Here is a 15,354-nt window from a genome sequence, read left to right as displayed (position 1 = left end):
TGAGGTATCGTTGCGAAATAGTTATTTTTCGGCAAAAATACACTAAATTTGCGGGACTTTGAATTAATTGAAATAGAATAAATGTCTGACGCATCGAACTCCTCAACACCGAATCAGGAACGTAACACCGAAAATTGGTTTACTTCATGGTTTGACACTCCCTATTATCACATTCTTTATAAGGACAGAAACTACAGGGAAGCCCAGATTTTTATGGATAACCTGACCCATTATCTGAACTTGCCCGAAAAAGCAAAAGTACTGGATCTTGCCTGCGGAAAAGGACGCCATTCGATTTATTTAAATCAATTGGGGTTTAATGTCCTGGGCGCCGATTTATCGGAGAACAGCATTGCTGAAGCGAGTAAAAACAGTAACGAAACACTTCATTTTAAGGTACACGATATGCGTGAACCGTTCGAAGAAAAATTTGATGCGATATTCAATTTGTTTACCAGTTTTGGTTATTTCGAAAGCGACGAAGACAATCTTACCACCCTGAAAGCCATCAAAGACAGCTTGTCCGAATATGGTTTTGCCGTAATTGACTTTATGAACGTAAATCAGGTGATTGAAACGCTGGTGCCGGAGGAAGTAAAAACCGTTGATGGTATCGATTTTAAAATCAAAAGATATGTGGAAGACGGCCATATTATTAAAGAAATAGATTTTGAAGATCAGGGAAGGCAGTTTCATTTCACCGAAAAAGTAAAAGCCCTGACACTAAAAGATTTTGAAGACCTAATGGCCGAAGCCGGTATTTTCCTGCTGGATATTTTTGGGGATTACAAACTCAAAAAATTCCATAAAACCGAAAGCGAACGATTAATCATGATTTTTAAATAAAATTGTTTTGTTGTTTAACCGTTTATTCGCTTAGACAAAAAAACAATCGAACGATGAAACGAATCACCGATTAAACAAAATACAAATGAACTATTTATTACCTTTATTTTCTGTACTTTTAGGTTATCTTGTAGCTTTGTTTTTAAAACCAAAGAGCAAAACCAATCTAAAACTTTTATTAGCTTTTAGTGGTTCCTTTTTATTATCCCTGACGGTAATGCATTTGTTGCCGGAAGTTTACGAATCTCACAATCACCTTATCGGACTCTTTATAATGATCGGGATTTTATTCCAGATCATTCTTGAATTTTTCTCCAAAGGAGCTGAACACGGTCATGTACATGGCCATGCACAAATGTCCCAGATTCCGTGGCTGCTTTTTATCAGTTTGTGTATTCACGCCTTCCTCGAAGGTTTTCCTGTGAGTCATCATCACGATTTAGCCCTCGGAATTGCGATACACCACTTGCCGATTGCGATTATCTTAACGACATTTTTCATCAACGCAAGTTTAGACAAGAAAGCCATTTTTGTTTTCATGCTTACCTTTGCTGTTATGACTCCGCTGGGCACAATCGCATCGGATTATCTGCCTGTTTTAAACGACTATTACACCGAGATTACCGCCATCGTAATCGGAATCTTATTTCATATTTCCTCTACCATTATTTTTGAAAGCAGTGAAGGACATAAGTTTAATGTTGCCAAAGTATCCATGATTGTAATCGGAATCGTTCTCGCCTTTTTCTTATAATGAGGGCGTGCCCCCATTTACTAAAGGCGCCATGTAACAAACCGCTTAGAATGCGCCTTTAGTAAATGCGGTCGGGCTATCCGCTCCGCCGTGGCGGACAGCTTCTATCCCTCACGCAAAAAACTCCTTCGTTCCTGCATATTTCATTGGTATAAGCCTTAAAACTTTGTAACTTTGAGACCTTGCAACTCACAACCCGAAAAACACAATGACTTTTACTAAAACCACAGAACAGGCATCCAAATACGAACATTTAGAAAAAATGTCCGTTCACGAACTGCTTACCAATATCAATAACGAAGACAAAACCGTTCCGCATGCCGTAGAAAAAGCTTTACCACAAATTGAAGCCCTTGTAGCACAGGTGGTAAACCAGTTAAAACTAGGCGGACGATTATTTTATATCGGTGCCGGAACCTCGGGACGTCTGGGTGTTGTGGATGCCTCTGAGTGTCCTCCGACTTTCGGAGTTCCGTTTGATCTCGTAAACGGAATCATTGCAGGTGGCGACACAGCCATTCGTCGTGCAGTAGAAAATGCCGAAGACAATGCCACACAAGCCTGGATTGATTTACAGGCCCATAATATTGACAAAAACGACATTGTTATAGGTATCGCAGCTTCCGGAACTACTCCTTATGTTATTGGAGGACTGGAAAGCTGTAATCAGCATAATATTGTTACGGGATCGATTAGCTGTAATGCGGGAAGCCCCTTGTCTTTAACAGCGCAGTTTCCTATTGATGTTGTCGTTGGACCGGAATTTGTTACCGGAAGCTCCAGAATGAAAGCCGGAACAGCCCAGAAATTAGTTTTAAATATGATTTCGACTGCAGCCATGATTCAGCTTGGAAAAGTAAAAGGCAACAAAATGGTCGATATGCAGTTAAGCAATGTCAAATTGGTCGATCGCGGTGTGAAGATGATTATGGGAGAAATTCCGGTTTCCTATGAAGAAGCCTCTGATCTGCTGAAAAAACACGGTAGTGTTCGAAAAGCCGTTGACAATTATAATTTATAACGAACTGTTTTAACGAAGAGCAAAGTTCGCAAACCTGAAACTTGAAACCTGAAACAACAAAAAAATGGCAACAAATAAAGAATTACTGGGAAAAGGCGTCAGATATTTAACGGGGTCGTTACCTCTTTTGTTTATTGGTCCCTCCCTGATTTATAATGCGTTTATGAATCAGCATACCAACTGGCACTATCTGGTTTTAGGAATCGGAATTGTGGCTTGTCTGAGTGCTATGTTTTTAATTTTTTACGGATTGAAAACCATGATGAGAGGGTTGTTTAATGACTAATTTGTATCTTTACTAAAATTCACAATTATGGATATTCAAGCAGAATTAAACTGGATTCATCAGGAAATTGATAAAGTAAAAGATCCCTCTTTTGTAGAAAAAATGAAACATCTTTTACAATCCATCAACAACTCTACTGTTGATTCTGATGCAACGTATAATTTAGACATTGAAAATGCTTTGGAAAACATTAAAAAAGGGAATGTCTATACTGAAGAGGAAGCCAGAGAAATTGCAAAAAAATGGGGAAGAAAATAATTTGGTCCAGCGATGCTTTAAACCAATTAGAAGACATTCATTTTTACATTTTCTTTGAAAGCAAATCAATTACTATCGCTGATAAAGTCGTTAATACTATTTTTGAAAGCACCGAAATACTAAAAACGCAGCCGGAAATTTATAAACCCGACAAACAAAAAACAAGCAACGACGGTAGTTTCAGAGTCTATTCTGTTTACGATTATGCTGTTTCTTACCAAATAACTGAGGAGATTATTTATATTCTTCGAGTACGTCACAACGCCAGAAAAGCCAAAAAACATTCATGGAAAGTTTAATACACATTCAGAAAACATTCGACAAAGTCATTTATATTGACAAAAAAATAAACAACCGGGAGTTTGAAGATTGTGTCTTTAAAAACTGTGATTTTTCCAACAGCAACTTTGCCTACAATACTTTTTTAGATTGCGAATTTATCGACTGCAACCTGTCCATGACCAGTTTGGCAGGAACGAGTTTAAAAAATGTGACTTTCAAAAACTGCAAGCTCCTGGGAATTGCATTTAGTGAATGTGATGATTTTTTATTTCAGGTGTATTTTGAGGAAAGCGCTTTAGACTATGCCATTTTTTCGAACAAAAAGATGCCCAAAACCAAGTTTATCAATTGTTCGGTAAGGGAAGTTACTTTTATCGGAACCAATCTGACCAGTTCGCTTTTTGATCATTGCAACCTTGAAGGATCCATTTTTAATGAAACCCAGTTAGCTGCTGTGGATTTCAGGACAGCTTATAATTATAAAATTGACCCCGAATTTAATCCGATGCGAAAGGCGCAATTCTCGACTCAGGGAATTGAAGGACTTTTAGATAAATATGATATTAAAATTGTATAAAAAAGACAACACGTATTTTCGATTTTCATTTCAGCAAGAAATAATTAATACTTTTAATTCGTGAAAATTTGTGAAATTCGTGGCAAAAAAAATAATCATGGAAGCAATCGACTCGTATTTAGAAAGCGTTAAGAAGCAATTCTTATACTATAAAACATTAGGCGAAAAAGCAATGGAACAACTGGAACCGGAGCAGCTTTTTACAGCCGTAAATGAAGATACTAACAGTATCGCAACCATTGTGAAACACGTTTCGGGGAATATGTTATCCCGCTGGACCGATTTCTTAACGACCGATGGTGAAAAAGAATGGCGTAACCGTGATGCAGAATTTGAAAATGACTTACAATCCAAAGAAGAAGTTTTTGCATTTTGGAATAAAGGCTGGGATTGTTTCCTGAATACGCTGAACAGTTTAAAAACAGAACAGCTTTCTGAAATAATCTATATTAGAAACGAAGGCCATACGGTTATAGAAGCGATCAATCGTCAGCTGGCACATTATCCGTATCACGTCGGACAGATCGTTTTTTATGCCAAACAATTAAAAAAAGACAATTGGGAAAGCTTATCCATCCCGAAGAATAAATCCGAAAATTACAATACCGAAAAATTCGCTAAGGAAAAAGAAATTAAGAACTTTACCGACGACGAATTAAAAAAGTTTAAATAATTAGTTTTGTCCGTCTGAGCGAAGTCGAAGACCTAATGAAACGAAAAATTCCATCGCCTTAACTCAGGTGAAATAAAAACGAAAGCCCTAGCCCTGATTGCAATGGAAATCCTTTTTATTTTTTTCTTTAAAAAATAAAAAGATTGAAATGGAAAGCAGGAATAAGCTCCCAAAAAAACAATTAAATTAAATTATGAAAAAAATTATATTCTTGTTACCATTACTGGCTTTAGTATCCTGCTACGATGCGGAACACAACTGCAAGGACTTTAAAACCGGGAAATTCAAATTTGAGTTTGAAGTAAACGGTGTAAAGAAAACAACCGTTTTTGAGCGTAAAGACAATATTGAAATTGAAACTTTTGAGGGAAAAACCGATACTTCTGTCATACGCTGGGTAAGTGACTGCGAATATATCCTGCAGAAAAAACACCCGAAAAACATGGCCGAAGAAAAAGCAATCAGTATGAAGATCCTGACCACTTCTAAAGATTCTTATACTTTCGAATTTGGCATGGTAGGTTCTGAAGAGAAACAGCGCGGAACTGTTATTAAAATTGACTAAAACAGTTTCAAACGTTACCTAAAACACATCAAAAGTTCCTTTTAGGAGCTTTTTTTTATACTTTTCTGAAAAATAAACTTTGGTTTTAAATCTTAGAAAAAGTTTAAAGGTGTTTCTTTTACATTTCTATTTTTAGTACTACATTACAACCTAAATCTGAAGCATGAAAAATACCATTTCGCATAGAGTTGCCGACTTCCTGAAAAATTATCCGCCGTTTAGTTTTTTGCATCAGGCAGATCTTGAAAAACTATCGGAACAAATTTCTATTGTTTACAAGGAGAAGGATGCCGTAATTTTTGCCGAAAACGAAAAAACACATGATTCTTTTTATGTTGTGCATAAAGGTGCCGTGGCTTTAAAGAAAAATCAAAAAAATGTCGTTTTGGACATGTGTGACGAGGGTGATATTTTTGGACTGCGTCCGCTTTTGGCACAGGAAAACTATATTATGGAAGCCGTTGCCCATGAAGAAAGCATACTATATGCAATTCCGATAGCGGTTTTTAAACCGTATGCACTCGAAAACAGAACGGTGGGGAATTTCCTGATTGAAAGTTACGCCTCCAATACCCGCAATCCGTATTCAGACATTCATAAAGATAAACTTTACGGAGACGATCTGGTTTCCGAATCGATGCATTCCGAAAGTCATTCTTTTGACTTACAGCCTATAAAATATTCGAAGAAAATTGTGACCTGCAGCCCGTCAACAACAGCAAGGGATGTTGCGAAAATCATGAATAAGAAAAAAGTCGGAGCCATATTGATTGTTGATGAAATGCTTCCGATCGGAATTATTACCGATAAAGATCTTCGAAATAAAATTGTAACGGGCGACTATTCGATCCTGACCACCGCAGAAACCATCATGACCAAACCTGTTGTCACCTATCCTAAAAAAATGACGGTTACCGAGGCGCAGATGGCCATGATGAAAAGCAATATCAGTTATTTGTGCCTGACCAAAGACGGCACCAACAATACAAAAGCGGTCGGAATTCTGTCGAAACATGATGTCATGGTAGCACTCGGCAATAATCCGGCTGTTTTGATAAAAGCGCTGAAAAGAGCTAAAAAACCCAAAGACATTAAACCTATCCGCGCCCGTATCATGCAATTGCTTCAGGGCTATTTAGATCAGAATATTCCAATGACACTGATTTCAAAAATCATCACCGGATTAAATGAAGCCTGTACCACCCGTGTTATCGAAATGTCAATCGAAAAAATGAGCAGTCCGCCGCCTGTAAAATTTGCCTGGCTGGCTTTGGGAAGTCAGGGACGAAGCGAACAAATGCTGCATACCGATCAGGACAATGCTATTGTTTACGAAAATGTTTCTGAAGTTTTCAGGGAAGAAACTAAAGTCTATTTCCTGAAATTTGCAGCTCTGGTAAACAAAGGCCTTTTTGAAATTGGTTACGATTATTGTCCCGCCGATATGATGGCTTCGAGTCCAAAATGGTGCATGAGCCTGGACGAGTGGAAAAATCAGGTACATCACTGGATTACAAATCCGGGAAAAAATGAGGTTTTGTTGTCTTTTATCTTTTTTGACTACAGTGTAACCTATGGTGATGCTGAAATAGCCAATGAACTTTCGGATGCTATTTTTGAAAACATCAAAGCAAATCCTGTTTTTTATGTGCATCTCGTGAGCGGGGCTTTGCAAAATCCTTCCCCAACCGGCTTTTTCAGGCAGTTTTTGGTCGAACAGGATGGCGCCAACAAAGACAATTTTGATATTAAAAGAAGAGCCTTAATGCCGCTGACGGATGCAGCGCGGGTTTTGATTTTGTCCCATTCCGTGAAATCCATAAGCAATACAGCGGAACGTTTTGAAAAACTGGCCGACCTCGAACCGAATAACAGAGAGTTGTATCTGTCCTGTTCGTATTCGTTTAAGGCTTTATTAAAATTCAGAACCAAACAAGGTCTTCTGCACAATGATTCCGGGCAGTTTATCGCTTTGGAGTCCTTATCGAAAATGGAGAAAATAAAACTCAAAAGAACTTTTAAAACCATAAAGGAACTTCAGGAATTGATTAGCGTCCGTTTTAATATTTCAAATATCGTATAAGCATGGGTTTATTTAATTTTTGGAAAAAGGAAGAAAAGCTATTCGACGAAACGGTTACGATTGAAGAAACCCGCTTTGTAGTTTTGGACACGGAGACTACCGGTTTTGATTATGAAACGGACCGGATATTGTGCATCGGCGCGTTAGTGCTTCAAAATGGAATTATTTCCATACGCGAAAGTTTTGAAATTTATATCGAACAAGATCATTACGACAAGGCAACGGCTCAGATTCATGGCATCCTGAAAGCCTTCGTCGTTCAGCGTCCGACAGAACTAGAGGCTTTACAACAGTTTCTGACATTTCTGGGAGATTCGGTTATTATTGCCCATCACACCCTTTTTGATATTACCATGATCAATCGGGCTTTAGAAAGAAATGGACTGCCCCTGTTAACCAATCTCGCTTTAGACACTGCCATTTTATATAAAAAGACCTTAATCAAATCGCATCTCTTTGAGCGAAAAGACCATTATACTTTAGACGATCTTGCCGATAAATTTGATATTTCGAAAAAAGACAGGCACACCGCTCTGGGAGATGCTTATATTACCGCCATTGCCTTTTTGAAGATTGTCAAAAAACTGAAAGAGAAGAAGGAAATTAATCTGAACTCCCTTTTCAAATAAGCTTTTTTAAGTTTTTTTTAGAAGGCTAAAATTTACAATTAACCACCCGTATTTACAATTTAGTAATATATACCTTATTATTTATTAGCAATTATAAAAAATTGGCGTAACATATATTTTGTTTTTGAAAGATAGCTTTGTAAAAAATAAAAAAAACCAAAATACTATGAAACTTAATTTTTTAAAATCAATGGCATTGCTGGGTATTACAGGTCTTTCTGTAATCAGTTGTCAGGATGATGACAACAAGACGCCTTCAAACGAGGTAAACGCTGAAATCGATTTTACATCAAACTCAAAAGTGCCTCCTTTTGTATTCGCAATGAATGGTTTCGAAAGTCTTAAAATCAGTACACTTATCAGTAGTACCGATGTTTTACCACAATCACCTGCATTTGTTTACGGAGCTCAGCCAGATGGTGCCGGATTAATGAAAAATCCAAATGGAGAAGGCTATATTATGATTACCAATCACGAGATATTACAATCGGTTTCCAGAGTTTATCTGGATAAGACATTCAAACCTGTAAAAGGAGATTACCTGGTAGACGGAATCGGAGGTTTAACCCGTTTGTGTTCTGCAACTTTGGCAACACCGGAAATTCACGGATTTGGTCCGATTTTCTTAACTGCCGGAGAAAGTGGTCAGGAAAGTATGGTACACGGAATTAATCCGTTGGGATTATCTTCTGACAAAAGCAAAACCGACAGGGTTTTACCGGCTTTAGGAAAAGCAAGTATGGAAAACGCAGTTCCGCTACCAAAAGAAGCGTATCCTGGAAAAACGATCATCTTAATCGGAGAAGATCAGTCGTATGCCACTTCACACGTAAGTGCCGGACAATTAATCATGTACATGAGCAATACCGTAGGTGATTTATCTAACGGAAAATTATACGCTTTAAAAAGAACAGATGGAAATCAGGTAGAAACTACTATGACTTTAAACAATTCATACCCAGTTTCCTTTGTTGAAATTCCGGATGCCAAAAACCTTACAGGAGCTGTTATCAATACTACCGTAAACGCATTGGGAGCTATTCGTTTTTCAAGAGTCGAAGATGTTGATTACAGAAAAGGAAGCGCCAGCAACAACAGAGAAGTTTATTTTACCGCCACAGGACAGGCGACATCAAACGCTCCGGTGGAAGGATACACCATGTGGGGAAGAGTTTATAAATTGAAAATGGATGCTGCTGATCCGTTAAAAGGAACTTTAGAATTAGCGGTTGAAGGTGACAGTACGCCGGGTACCGGAATCATCAATCCTGATAATCTTTGTGTAACGGAAAACTACGTTTACATTCAGGAAGATGGTGACAGTTATTATGCAGATGCCAAACACGATTCTTATATCTGGCAATATAGCATTGCTTCAAAGCAAAATAAACCATGGCTGAACATGAACCACAAAAGAACAGATACAGCCTGGAATACTTTATACAACCAGACTGGTGAAATGAGATTCGGAAGCTGGGAATTTGGTGCCATGCAGGATATTTCAGATTTAATTGGGGTTCCAAACACTTTTACGGTAAATATTCACCCGCATACCTGGCAGCTTGACGCGTTTAAAAATGCAGACGGTTCGGGTATCAACACCAATAAAGAAGGTGGACAAACTGTTATTATCAGAGGCGTACAGCGATAATAATTTCAACCTAAAATAAAATTTACGACCCTTATTTTTTCAATAAGGGTTGTTTTCTTTTTAAGTATTATGAAACAATTAAAACACTTTACTTTCCTGGTTGTATTGCTTTGTCTGGTTTCATGCAAAGACAATCCGACTTCTCAGACGACTGTTAAACAGGATTTAATCATTGATTTAAACAAATTAGATAACGAAATCATACAATTTCAAAAACTGGTAGTTGAAAACAAATCACCGGCAGCAATTGTAGCCCAGTTTAAAAAATCGCGCTTAGTCTATAAAAAAGCCGAATGGGCGATTGAATATTTCATTCCTGAAACGGCCCGTTTTATGAATGGCCCGGCACTGGATGAAATGGAACTGGAAGAAAACAGGTCTTTTGAACCGCACGGTTTTCAGGTCATGGAAGAACTTATTTACCCCGAATACGATACCAAAAACAAAGAAGATTTAATTCGTGAATTAAAGATTTTCATGTCGAACATCAAGCAGGTAAAAAGCACTTTTGAAGTGATTGCCATCAGCAACGATTATGTCCTCGACGGTATTCAGCAAAATGTGTTCAGGGTGATTGCTTTGGGAATTACCGGATTTGACAGTCCGATTTTGCAGTCTTCTATTCCGGAAGCGGGTGCGAGTTTAACTGGTATTCCGAAAGCACTCGAAAAAATCAATGCAGCCAATACCACACTGCCGGATTTAAAAAAACTAACCCGGGAAGCACAAAAATATTGTACGGAAAACAATAATTTTAATTCCTTCAACAGAGCCGTTTTTATAACAGAATATCTGAATCCGATTTCCAAAAAGATAAAAGCTTTTCAGCAGGAAGAAAAAATCAAAAATGTAAAGAAAAGCAGTCCGCTTAAGCCCACTGCAATAACGTTGTTTGACAAAGATGCTTTTGATGTAAACGGATTTGTACTGTCTGAAGATTACAACTTTACAACTGATAAAGCTATTCTGGGAGAAAAATTATTTTACGACACCAGCCTGTCCAAAAATAAGGACCGAAGCTGTGCCTCCTGCCATCATCCCGAAAAAGCTTTTACCGATGGACTGAAAACAAATCTATCGCTAAACGGCAGTAATCTGATGAGAAACACGCCTACCCTAACCTATGCTTCGTTACAGAATGCACAATTTTGGGATATGCGCCAGTTGGATTTAGAAAAACAAAGTGTTGATGTCATCGAAAATACAGACGAAATGCACGGCTCCCTCAAAAACATTCACGCTCAGGTTTTACTGGATGATGCTTACATCAAACTTTTCAAAAAAGCCTATCCCAAAACAGCCAAACCGGAAGCCTGGCAAATTCAGAATGCCATTGCCAGTTATGTAAGATCACTAAACGCCTTTGATTCTAAATTTGACGAATACATGAGAGGCCAGAAAAACAAACTGACCGATCAGGAAATAGACGGAATGAATCTTTTTATGGGAAAGGCAAAATGTGCCACTTGTCACTTTACGCCTTTATTTAACGGAACTGTACCGCCCAATTATTCCAAAACCGAACATGAGGTAATCGGAACTCCAAAAGATGCCTCAGGTAAAGCACTCAGCCCTGATACGGGACGTTATCTATACAATAAAATGCCTCAGTTAATCGGAGCTTTCAAAACACCAACCGTTCGAAATAGTGCTGTTACAGGACCTTATATGCACAACGGTGTTTTTAAGACTCTTGAAGAAGTAGTTGATTTTTATAATAAAGGCGGAGGAAAAGGTTTAGGGTACGCGGTAGACAACCAAACGCTGCCTTTTGATGAACTTAAATTAAATAAAAAAGAGGAACAATCCCTTGTTGCTTTTATGAAAACGCTGACGGATAAAAGATACCAGAAGAATTAATTTTTTCTCGCAGATTTTGCAGATTAAGCAGATTTTTTTTAAAATAGATCCGCTAAATCTGCGAGAGACTTTAATCTCAAAGATTTTGAATAGCCTCCAGCTTTAGCTGGAGGTATTGCATTAAAAGAGAATCTGGCTTTAGCCAAACAATACGTAATTTTTGGCTAAAGCCTTTCTATCAAAACATATTTGAAACCTCCAGCTAAAGCAGGAGGCTATTGAATTTATTTTAAAGTCTTTTTACTAATTTTCTCTACTTCTTTTGGACTAAGATTTAAAACAGTTGCAATTTGTTCAATAGTCATTTTCTGTTTTAATAAATTGATTATAGTGGTTTCTTTAAATTTATCCGTTTTTAGCTTTTCTTTTTTAAGTTCCTGTTCCTGCTTTTTTCTAATTTCGACAATTCGTTGCTCTATTAGATAAGGAGGAACATATTTTAGACTTTTTTCTAATTGCGCCATCAATCCGGTATTTAGAAAACTCATGTACTTTTCGGTCGTAATAATAAGGTGGTCTGTAAGTTTTATATCCAAAATTCTTCCCACTTGTATCAATCGGTCTGTGGCATCTTTATCTTCTTCAGACGGAGTCAGACTGCCACTCGGATGATTATGAAGTGCTATTACACTTGTTGCGCCTTTAAGCACCGCAACCCTGAAAACATTCATGGGTTCTACTTGTGTCGATTTCACACTCCCCATACTCACTAATTCTATATACAGGATGATGTTTGCCATGTTTAGCCCTATCATCCAGAAATGTTCTTTTTCGCGATCTATTTTATTATCGCGCAAAAGAATGCGTCGCATGATTTCGTATAATTCATCAGGATTGGTTACGCTAATTTTATCTTTATCGGTTATCTTGACATTCATTTTTATTCCAATTTTTTAGAGGTAGCAAGATACACAAACCTAATCAATTTCTTTAGTCGATTTTCGACTTGCCGGGCCAGATTTTATTACAGTTTCGTCTCAATCAGATTGTCATAACTGAGTAATGGTTGTAAATATTCCCGCAGATTGAGCTGATTGATCTGATTTTCCTTTAAAATTGATCCGCGTAATCTGCTAAATCTGCGAGAGAATCAGCAGTAAAAAAACCGTCTCTGATATTGAGACGGCTTACTTTATTATTTTATTCTAAAACCAGCCCGATCTGGCCGTCGTCGTCTAATTCGGTTTCCACTGAATCATCCTCTTCCAATTCCGGTTTTTCAGGAACTTCTTCAACGGGTTCTTCATACGGCAATGGATCCAGTAAATTGACTTGTTTTAACTTATCGGCTGTCAGCTGATTTCCCAGTGCTTTAAAGCCTTTAACAGCAATAAAATCCTCCACATCTATATGTAAATCTTCTTTCTGGACTCCTTTTACTTTGGCGAAAATTAATTGCGCCACCGGACGGTAATCTGTCGATACGATTTCTAATCGCGAATTCGGATGTTCTGTAATAAAGCTCTCTTCTTTTTCGGTTTCCACCAGAAAACGTTTCAGGTAATAGCGCTCTTTTTCACCATCAAAATAAATGGCCGAAATTGGCTTCTTCGGATTCCATTTTTCGAGAACGATCATATCTTCATCAAAATGAGTCGATAATTCGGGAATAATGACCTTCAGTTTTCCGCTTTGGTTGATGACTAAGATTTTATCACTTGGCTTAAATTCACCCAGTAATTCACCTCTTGCATCCACATTTAAACGTTTTACCGTATCATCAAACCAGACTTTTCTTGGCAATAATGTTGAAATTCCTTTTTCTTTCAGTTCGATTTTTTTGATCGGATATTTAGTAACCAGATTTCCTTTCGAAGCACGTCCTTTAATGGCCAATTTGGCGAAATCAATATCGAATTTCAATTTCTTGATCGTTCCGACCTGACGTAATAAAATCGTGATTACTTCTGCTTCTCCATTCGGATTATGCGAAAAATAAACCACTTGCGAACCGGCCGTTTCATTCGTTAAATCATACGGCTTATCACGTGTTACACCCGAAACGTTGAAACGTTTGATGTACGATGGCCCTGATTTTCCATCACGGTACATCATGTTATAAATGGTACGCTTATCGCTTTTATCAAAAATAGCCACATGTATAATATCCTTGCCCACAAACGTTTTGGCATCGACTTTTGTCACCAGCATTTTTCCGTCTCGTAGAAACACAATTACATCATCAATATCAGAACAATCGGTCAGGTATTCGTCTTTTTTGAGACTGGTTCCAACGAAACCTTCTTCGCGGTTTACGTATAGTTTGGTGTTACGCAGCACTACTTTTGTAGCTTCAACGTTATCAAAAACACGAAGTTCGGTCTGGCGTTCGCGGCCTTTTCCGTATTTCTCTTTTAATTTGGTAAAATAAGCAATCGCAAAATCAGTCAAATGCTCTAAGTTATGCTCGACTTCTTTCATTTCGTCTTCTAACTTCGCGATAAAATCATCGGCTTTGTCAGAGTCAAAACGGGTAATACGAATCATCGGAATCTGAGTCAGTCTTTGTAAATCCTCATCGGTAATTTCTCTGACGAATGATTTTTTGAAAGGCTCAAATCGATCATACAAGTATTTGTAAAGTGATTCCCTGTCGGAATACAGTTTGAAATCGATGTACATTTCTTCACGAATGAAGATTTTTTCCAAAGTAGAGAAATGCCATTTATTTTTTAATTCCTCTAACTGGATTTCTAATTCCTGACGAAGTAAATCAACAGTTCTGTGTGTCGAAATTTTCAACATTTCAGAAACTCCGATAAACAATGGCTTATTGTCTTCAATCACACAGCCTAAAGGCGCAACAGAAGTTTCGCAGGCGGTAAAAGCAAACAAAGCGTCTATTGTTTTGTCCGGAGAAACACCCGGAAAAAGATGAATTAAGATCTCAACATCTGCTGCTGTATTGTCTTCGATTTTCTTGATTTTGATTTTACCTTTATCGTTGGCTTTCAAAATACTGTCAATCAAAGTCGTGGTATTGGTCGAAAACGGAATTTGCGTAATGACCAGTGTATTTTTGTCTAATTGGGCAATTTTAGCACGTACTCGCACACGTCCGCCACGCAATCCGTCATTGTAATTGGACACGTCGGCAATACCCTGTGTCATGAAATCAGGATATAAGGTAAAAGGTTTTCCTTTTAAAATCTTGATCGAAGCATCAATTAATTCATTGAAGTTGTGCGGTAAAACTTTAGTGGAAAGTCCCACTGCAATTCCCTCGGCTCCCTGTGCCAAAAGCAACGGAAACTTAACCGGAAGATTGTTCGGTTCTGCACGACGACCATCATACGAAACACCCCAATCGGTAATTTTTGGAGAATACAAAACCTCCAGAGCAAATTTCGATAAACGTGCCTCGATGTAACGCGAAGCAGCTGCTCCGTCACCCGTTAAGATATTTCCCCAGTTTCCCTGGCAGTCAATTAATAAATCTTTCTGGCCAATCTGCACCATCGCATCACCAATACTCGCATCTCCGTGTGGGTGATACTGCATGGTGTGCCCTACTACGTTGGCAACCTTATTATAACGGCCATCGTCTAATTCTTTCAAAGAGTGCATAATACGACGCTGAACGGGTTTAAAACCGTCTTCAATAGCCGGAACTGCACGTTCTAAGATTACATAGGAAGCATAATCCAGAAACCAGTCTTTGTACATGCCCGTTACTTTGGTAATAACGTCCTCTCCTTCTTCTTCCTGGTTTTCGTAAAAATGCTGTCCTTCAAAATGTTTAGCATCTACATTGATAATTTCATCGTCGTCTCCCTCCTGATTTTCATCAAGTTGATTCTCCTCTGAATTATTTTCCTCGTCGTTTGGAATTATGTTATCGTCTTCTTCGTCTTTCATTTAATTATATC

The 15,354-nt window shown here is 38.0% G+C and carries 15 protein-coding genes; 13 read left to right on the top strand and 2 right to left on the bottom strand.

Features of this window, described 5'->3' with window-relative positions; all coding sequences use genetic code 11:
• The first annotated feature begins 81 nt into the window (after nucleotides 1-81).
• From GJU43_RS11205 to GJU43_RS11145, 13 genes are all read left to right on the top strand, one after another.
• Nucleotides 82-846: a bifunctional 2-polyprenyl-6-hydroxyphenol methylase/3-demethylubiquinol 3-O-methyltransferase UbiG gene (locus tag GJU43_RS11205; protein WP_154340847.1), complete on the top strand. Its 765-nt coding sequence runs from the start codon at nucleotides 82-84 to the stop codon at nucleotides 844-846.
• Between the two features lie 85 nt (nucleotides 847-931).
• A complete protein-coding gene (locus tag GJU43_RS11200; protein ID WP_154340846.1) occupies nucleotides 932-1,600 on the top strand; it encodes a ZIP family metal transporter in 669 nt (222 codons plus the stop codon).
• A gap of 208 nt (nucleotides 1,601-1,808) precedes the next feature.
• Entirely contained in the window at nucleotides 1,809-2,621 is an 813-nt protein-coding gene (gene murQ, locus GJU43_RS11195; protein WP_154340845.1) for an N-acetylmuramic acid 6-phosphate etherase, read from the top strand.
• A 64-nt stretch (nucleotides 2,622-2,685) separates the two neighbouring features.
• Nucleotides 2,686-2,907 carry a DUF6095 family protein gene (locus tag GJU43_RS11190; protein ID WP_154340844.1) on the top strand — a complete coding sequence of 74 codons (222 nt, stop codon included), beginning with the start codon at nucleotides 2,686-2,688 and terminating at the stop codon, nucleotides 2,905-2,907.
• Nucleotides 2,908-2,934: 27 nt separating this feature from the next.
• Complete coding sequence (locus GJU43_RS11185; protein WP_154340843.1) at nucleotides 2,935-3,165, top strand: hypothetical protein; 231 nt, start codon at nucleotides 2,935-2,937, stop codon at nucleotides 3,163-3,165.
• Complete coding sequence (locus GJU43_RS11180) at nucleotides 3,150-3,464, top strand: type II toxin-antitoxin system RelE/ParE family toxin (protein WP_154340842.1); 315 nt, start codon at nucleotides 3,150-3,152, stop codon at nucleotides 3,462-3,464. Before GJU43_RS11185 ends, GJU43_RS11180 begins: the two co-directional genes overlap by 16 nt.
• Nucleotides 3,452-4,024: a pentapeptide repeat-containing protein gene (locus tag GJU43_RS11175; RefSeq protein WP_154340841.1), complete on the top strand. Its 573-nt coding sequence runs from the start codon at nucleotides 3,452-3,454 to the stop codon at nucleotides 4,022-4,024. Before GJU43_RS11180 ends, GJU43_RS11175 begins: the two co-directional genes overlap by 13 nt.
• A 97-nt stretch (nucleotides 4,025-4,121) precedes the next feature.
• A complete protein-coding gene (locus GJU43_RS11170) occupies nucleotides 4,122-4,697 on the top strand; it encodes a DUF1572 family protein (RefSeq protein ID WP_154340840.1) in 576 nt (191 codons plus the stop codon).
• A gap of 193 nt (nucleotides 4,698-4,890) precedes the next feature.
• The gene (locus GJU43_RS11165; protein WP_154340839.1) at nucleotides 4,891-5,262 is read left to right on the top strand and encodes a DNA topoisomerase IV; all 372 of its coding nucleotides are present in this window, start codon (nucleotides 4,891-4,893) and stop codon (nucleotides 5,260-5,262) included.
• Nucleotides 5,263-5,425: 163 nt separating this feature from the next.
• Nucleotides 5,426-7,345, top strand: a complete 1,920-nt coding sequence (locus GJU43_RS11160) for a DUF294 nucleotidyltransferase-like domain-containing protein (protein WP_154340838.1) — start codon at nucleotides 5,426-5,428, stop codon at nucleotides 7,343-7,345.
• A gap of 2 nt (nucleotides 7,346-7,347) precedes the next feature.
• Nucleotides 7,348-7,974, top strand: a complete 627-nt coding sequence (locus GJU43_RS11155; RefSeq protein ID WP_154340837.1) for a PolC-type DNA polymerase III — start codon at nucleotides 7,348-7,350, stop codon at nucleotides 7,972-7,974.
• Nucleotides 7,975-8,140: 166 nt separating this feature from the next.
• Entirely contained in the window at nucleotides 8,141-9,625 is a 1,485-nt protein-coding gene (locus tag GJU43_RS11150; protein ID WP_154340836.1) for an alkaline phosphatase PhoX, read from the top strand.
• Between the two features lie 69 nt (nucleotides 9,626-9,694).
• Nucleotides 9,695-11,485 carry a cytochrome-c peroxidase gene (locus tag GJU43_RS11145; protein WP_154340835.1) on the top strand — a complete coding sequence of 597 codons (1,791 nt, stop codon included), beginning with the start codon at nucleotides 9,695-9,697 and terminating at the stop codon, nucleotides 11,483-11,485.
• A 224-nt stretch (nucleotides 11,486-11,709) separates the two neighbouring features.
• Here GJU43_RS11145 and GJU43_RS11140 read toward each other — a convergent pair whose 3' ends face one another.
• Together GJU43_RS11140 and GJU43_RS11135 are read right to left on the bottom strand one after the other, a co-directional pair.
• Entirely contained in the window at nucleotides 11,710-12,363 is a 654-nt protein-coding gene (locus GJU43_RS11140; RefSeq protein WP_154340834.1) for a JAB domain-containing protein, read from the bottom strand.
• A gap of 262 nt (nucleotides 12,364-12,625) precedes the next feature.
• Nucleotides 12,626-15,343 carry a DNA gyrase/topoisomerase IV subunit A gene (locus GJU43_RS11135; protein WP_154340833.1) on the bottom strand — a complete coding sequence of 906 codons (2,718 nt, stop codon included), beginning with the start codon at nucleotides 15,341-15,343 and terminating at the stop codon, nucleotides 12,626-12,628.
• Between the last annotated feature and the right edge of the window lie 11 nt (nucleotides 15,344-15,354).

The organism is Flavobacterium sp. LC2016-23 (assembly GCF_009674775.1).
Lineage (GTDB): Bacteria > Bacteroidota > Bacteroidia > Flavobacteriales > Flavobacteriaceae > Flavobacterium.
The sequence above is the reverse complement of the archived record's forward strand: the minus strand, read 5'-3'. Positions and strand labels throughout refer to the sequence as shown.

Coding starts and splice junctions, on each gene's coding strand:
- GJU43_RS11205 (WP_154340847.1), top strand. CDS start 82: ATGTCTGACGCATCGAACTCCTCAACACCGAATCAGGAACGTAACACC.
- GJU43_RS11200 (WP_154340846.1), top strand. CDS start 932: ATGAACTATTTATTACCTTTATTTTCTGTACTTTTAGGTTATCTTGTA.
- murQ (WP_154340845.1), top strand. CDS start 1,809: ATGACTTTTACTAAAACCACAGAACAGGCATCCAAATACGAACATTTA.
- GJU43_RS11190 (WP_154340844.1), top strand. CDS start 2,686: ATGGCAACAAATAAAGAATTACTGGGAAAAGGCGTCAGATATTTAACG.
- GJU43_RS11185 (WP_154340843.1), top strand. CDS start 2,935: ATGGATATTCAAGCAGAATTAAACTGGATTCATCAGGAAATTGATAAA.
- GJU43_RS11180 (WP_154340842.1), top strand. CDS start 3,150: ATGGGGAAGAAAATAATTTGGTCCAGCGATGCTTTAAACCAATTAGAA.
- GJU43_RS11175 (WP_154340841.1), top strand. CDS start 3,452: ATGGAAAGTTTAATACACATTCAGAAAACATTCGACAAAGTCATTTAT.
- GJU43_RS11170 (WP_154340840.1), top strand. CDS start 4,122: ATGGAAGCAATCGACTCGTATTTAGAAAGCGTTAAGAAGCAATTCTTA.
- GJU43_RS11165 (WP_154340839.1), top strand. CDS start 4,891: ATGAAAAAAATTATATTCTTGTTACCATTACTGGCTTTAGTATCCTGC.
- GJU43_RS11160 (WP_154340838.1), top strand. CDS start 5,426: ATGAAAAATACCATTTCGCATAGAGTTGCCGACTTCCTGAAAAATTAT.
- GJU43_RS11155 (WP_154340837.1), top strand. CDS start 7,348: ATGGGTTTATTTAATTTTTGGAAAAAGGAAGAAAAGCTATTCGACGAA.
- GJU43_RS11150 (WP_154340836.1), top strand. CDS start 8,141: ATGAAACTTAATTTTTTAAAATCAATGGCATTGCTGGGTATTACAGGT.
- GJU43_RS11145 (WP_154340835.1), top strand. CDS start 9,695: ATGAAACAATTAAAACACTTTACTTTCCTGGTTGTATTGCTTTGTCTG.
- GJU43_RS11140 (WP_154340834.1), bottom strand. CDS start 12,363: ATGAATGTCAAGATAACCGATAAAGATAAAATTAGCGTAACCAATCCT.
- GJU43_RS11135 (WP_154340833.1), bottom strand. CDS start 15,343: ATGAAAGACGAAGAAGACGATAACATAATTCCAAACGACGAGGAAAAT.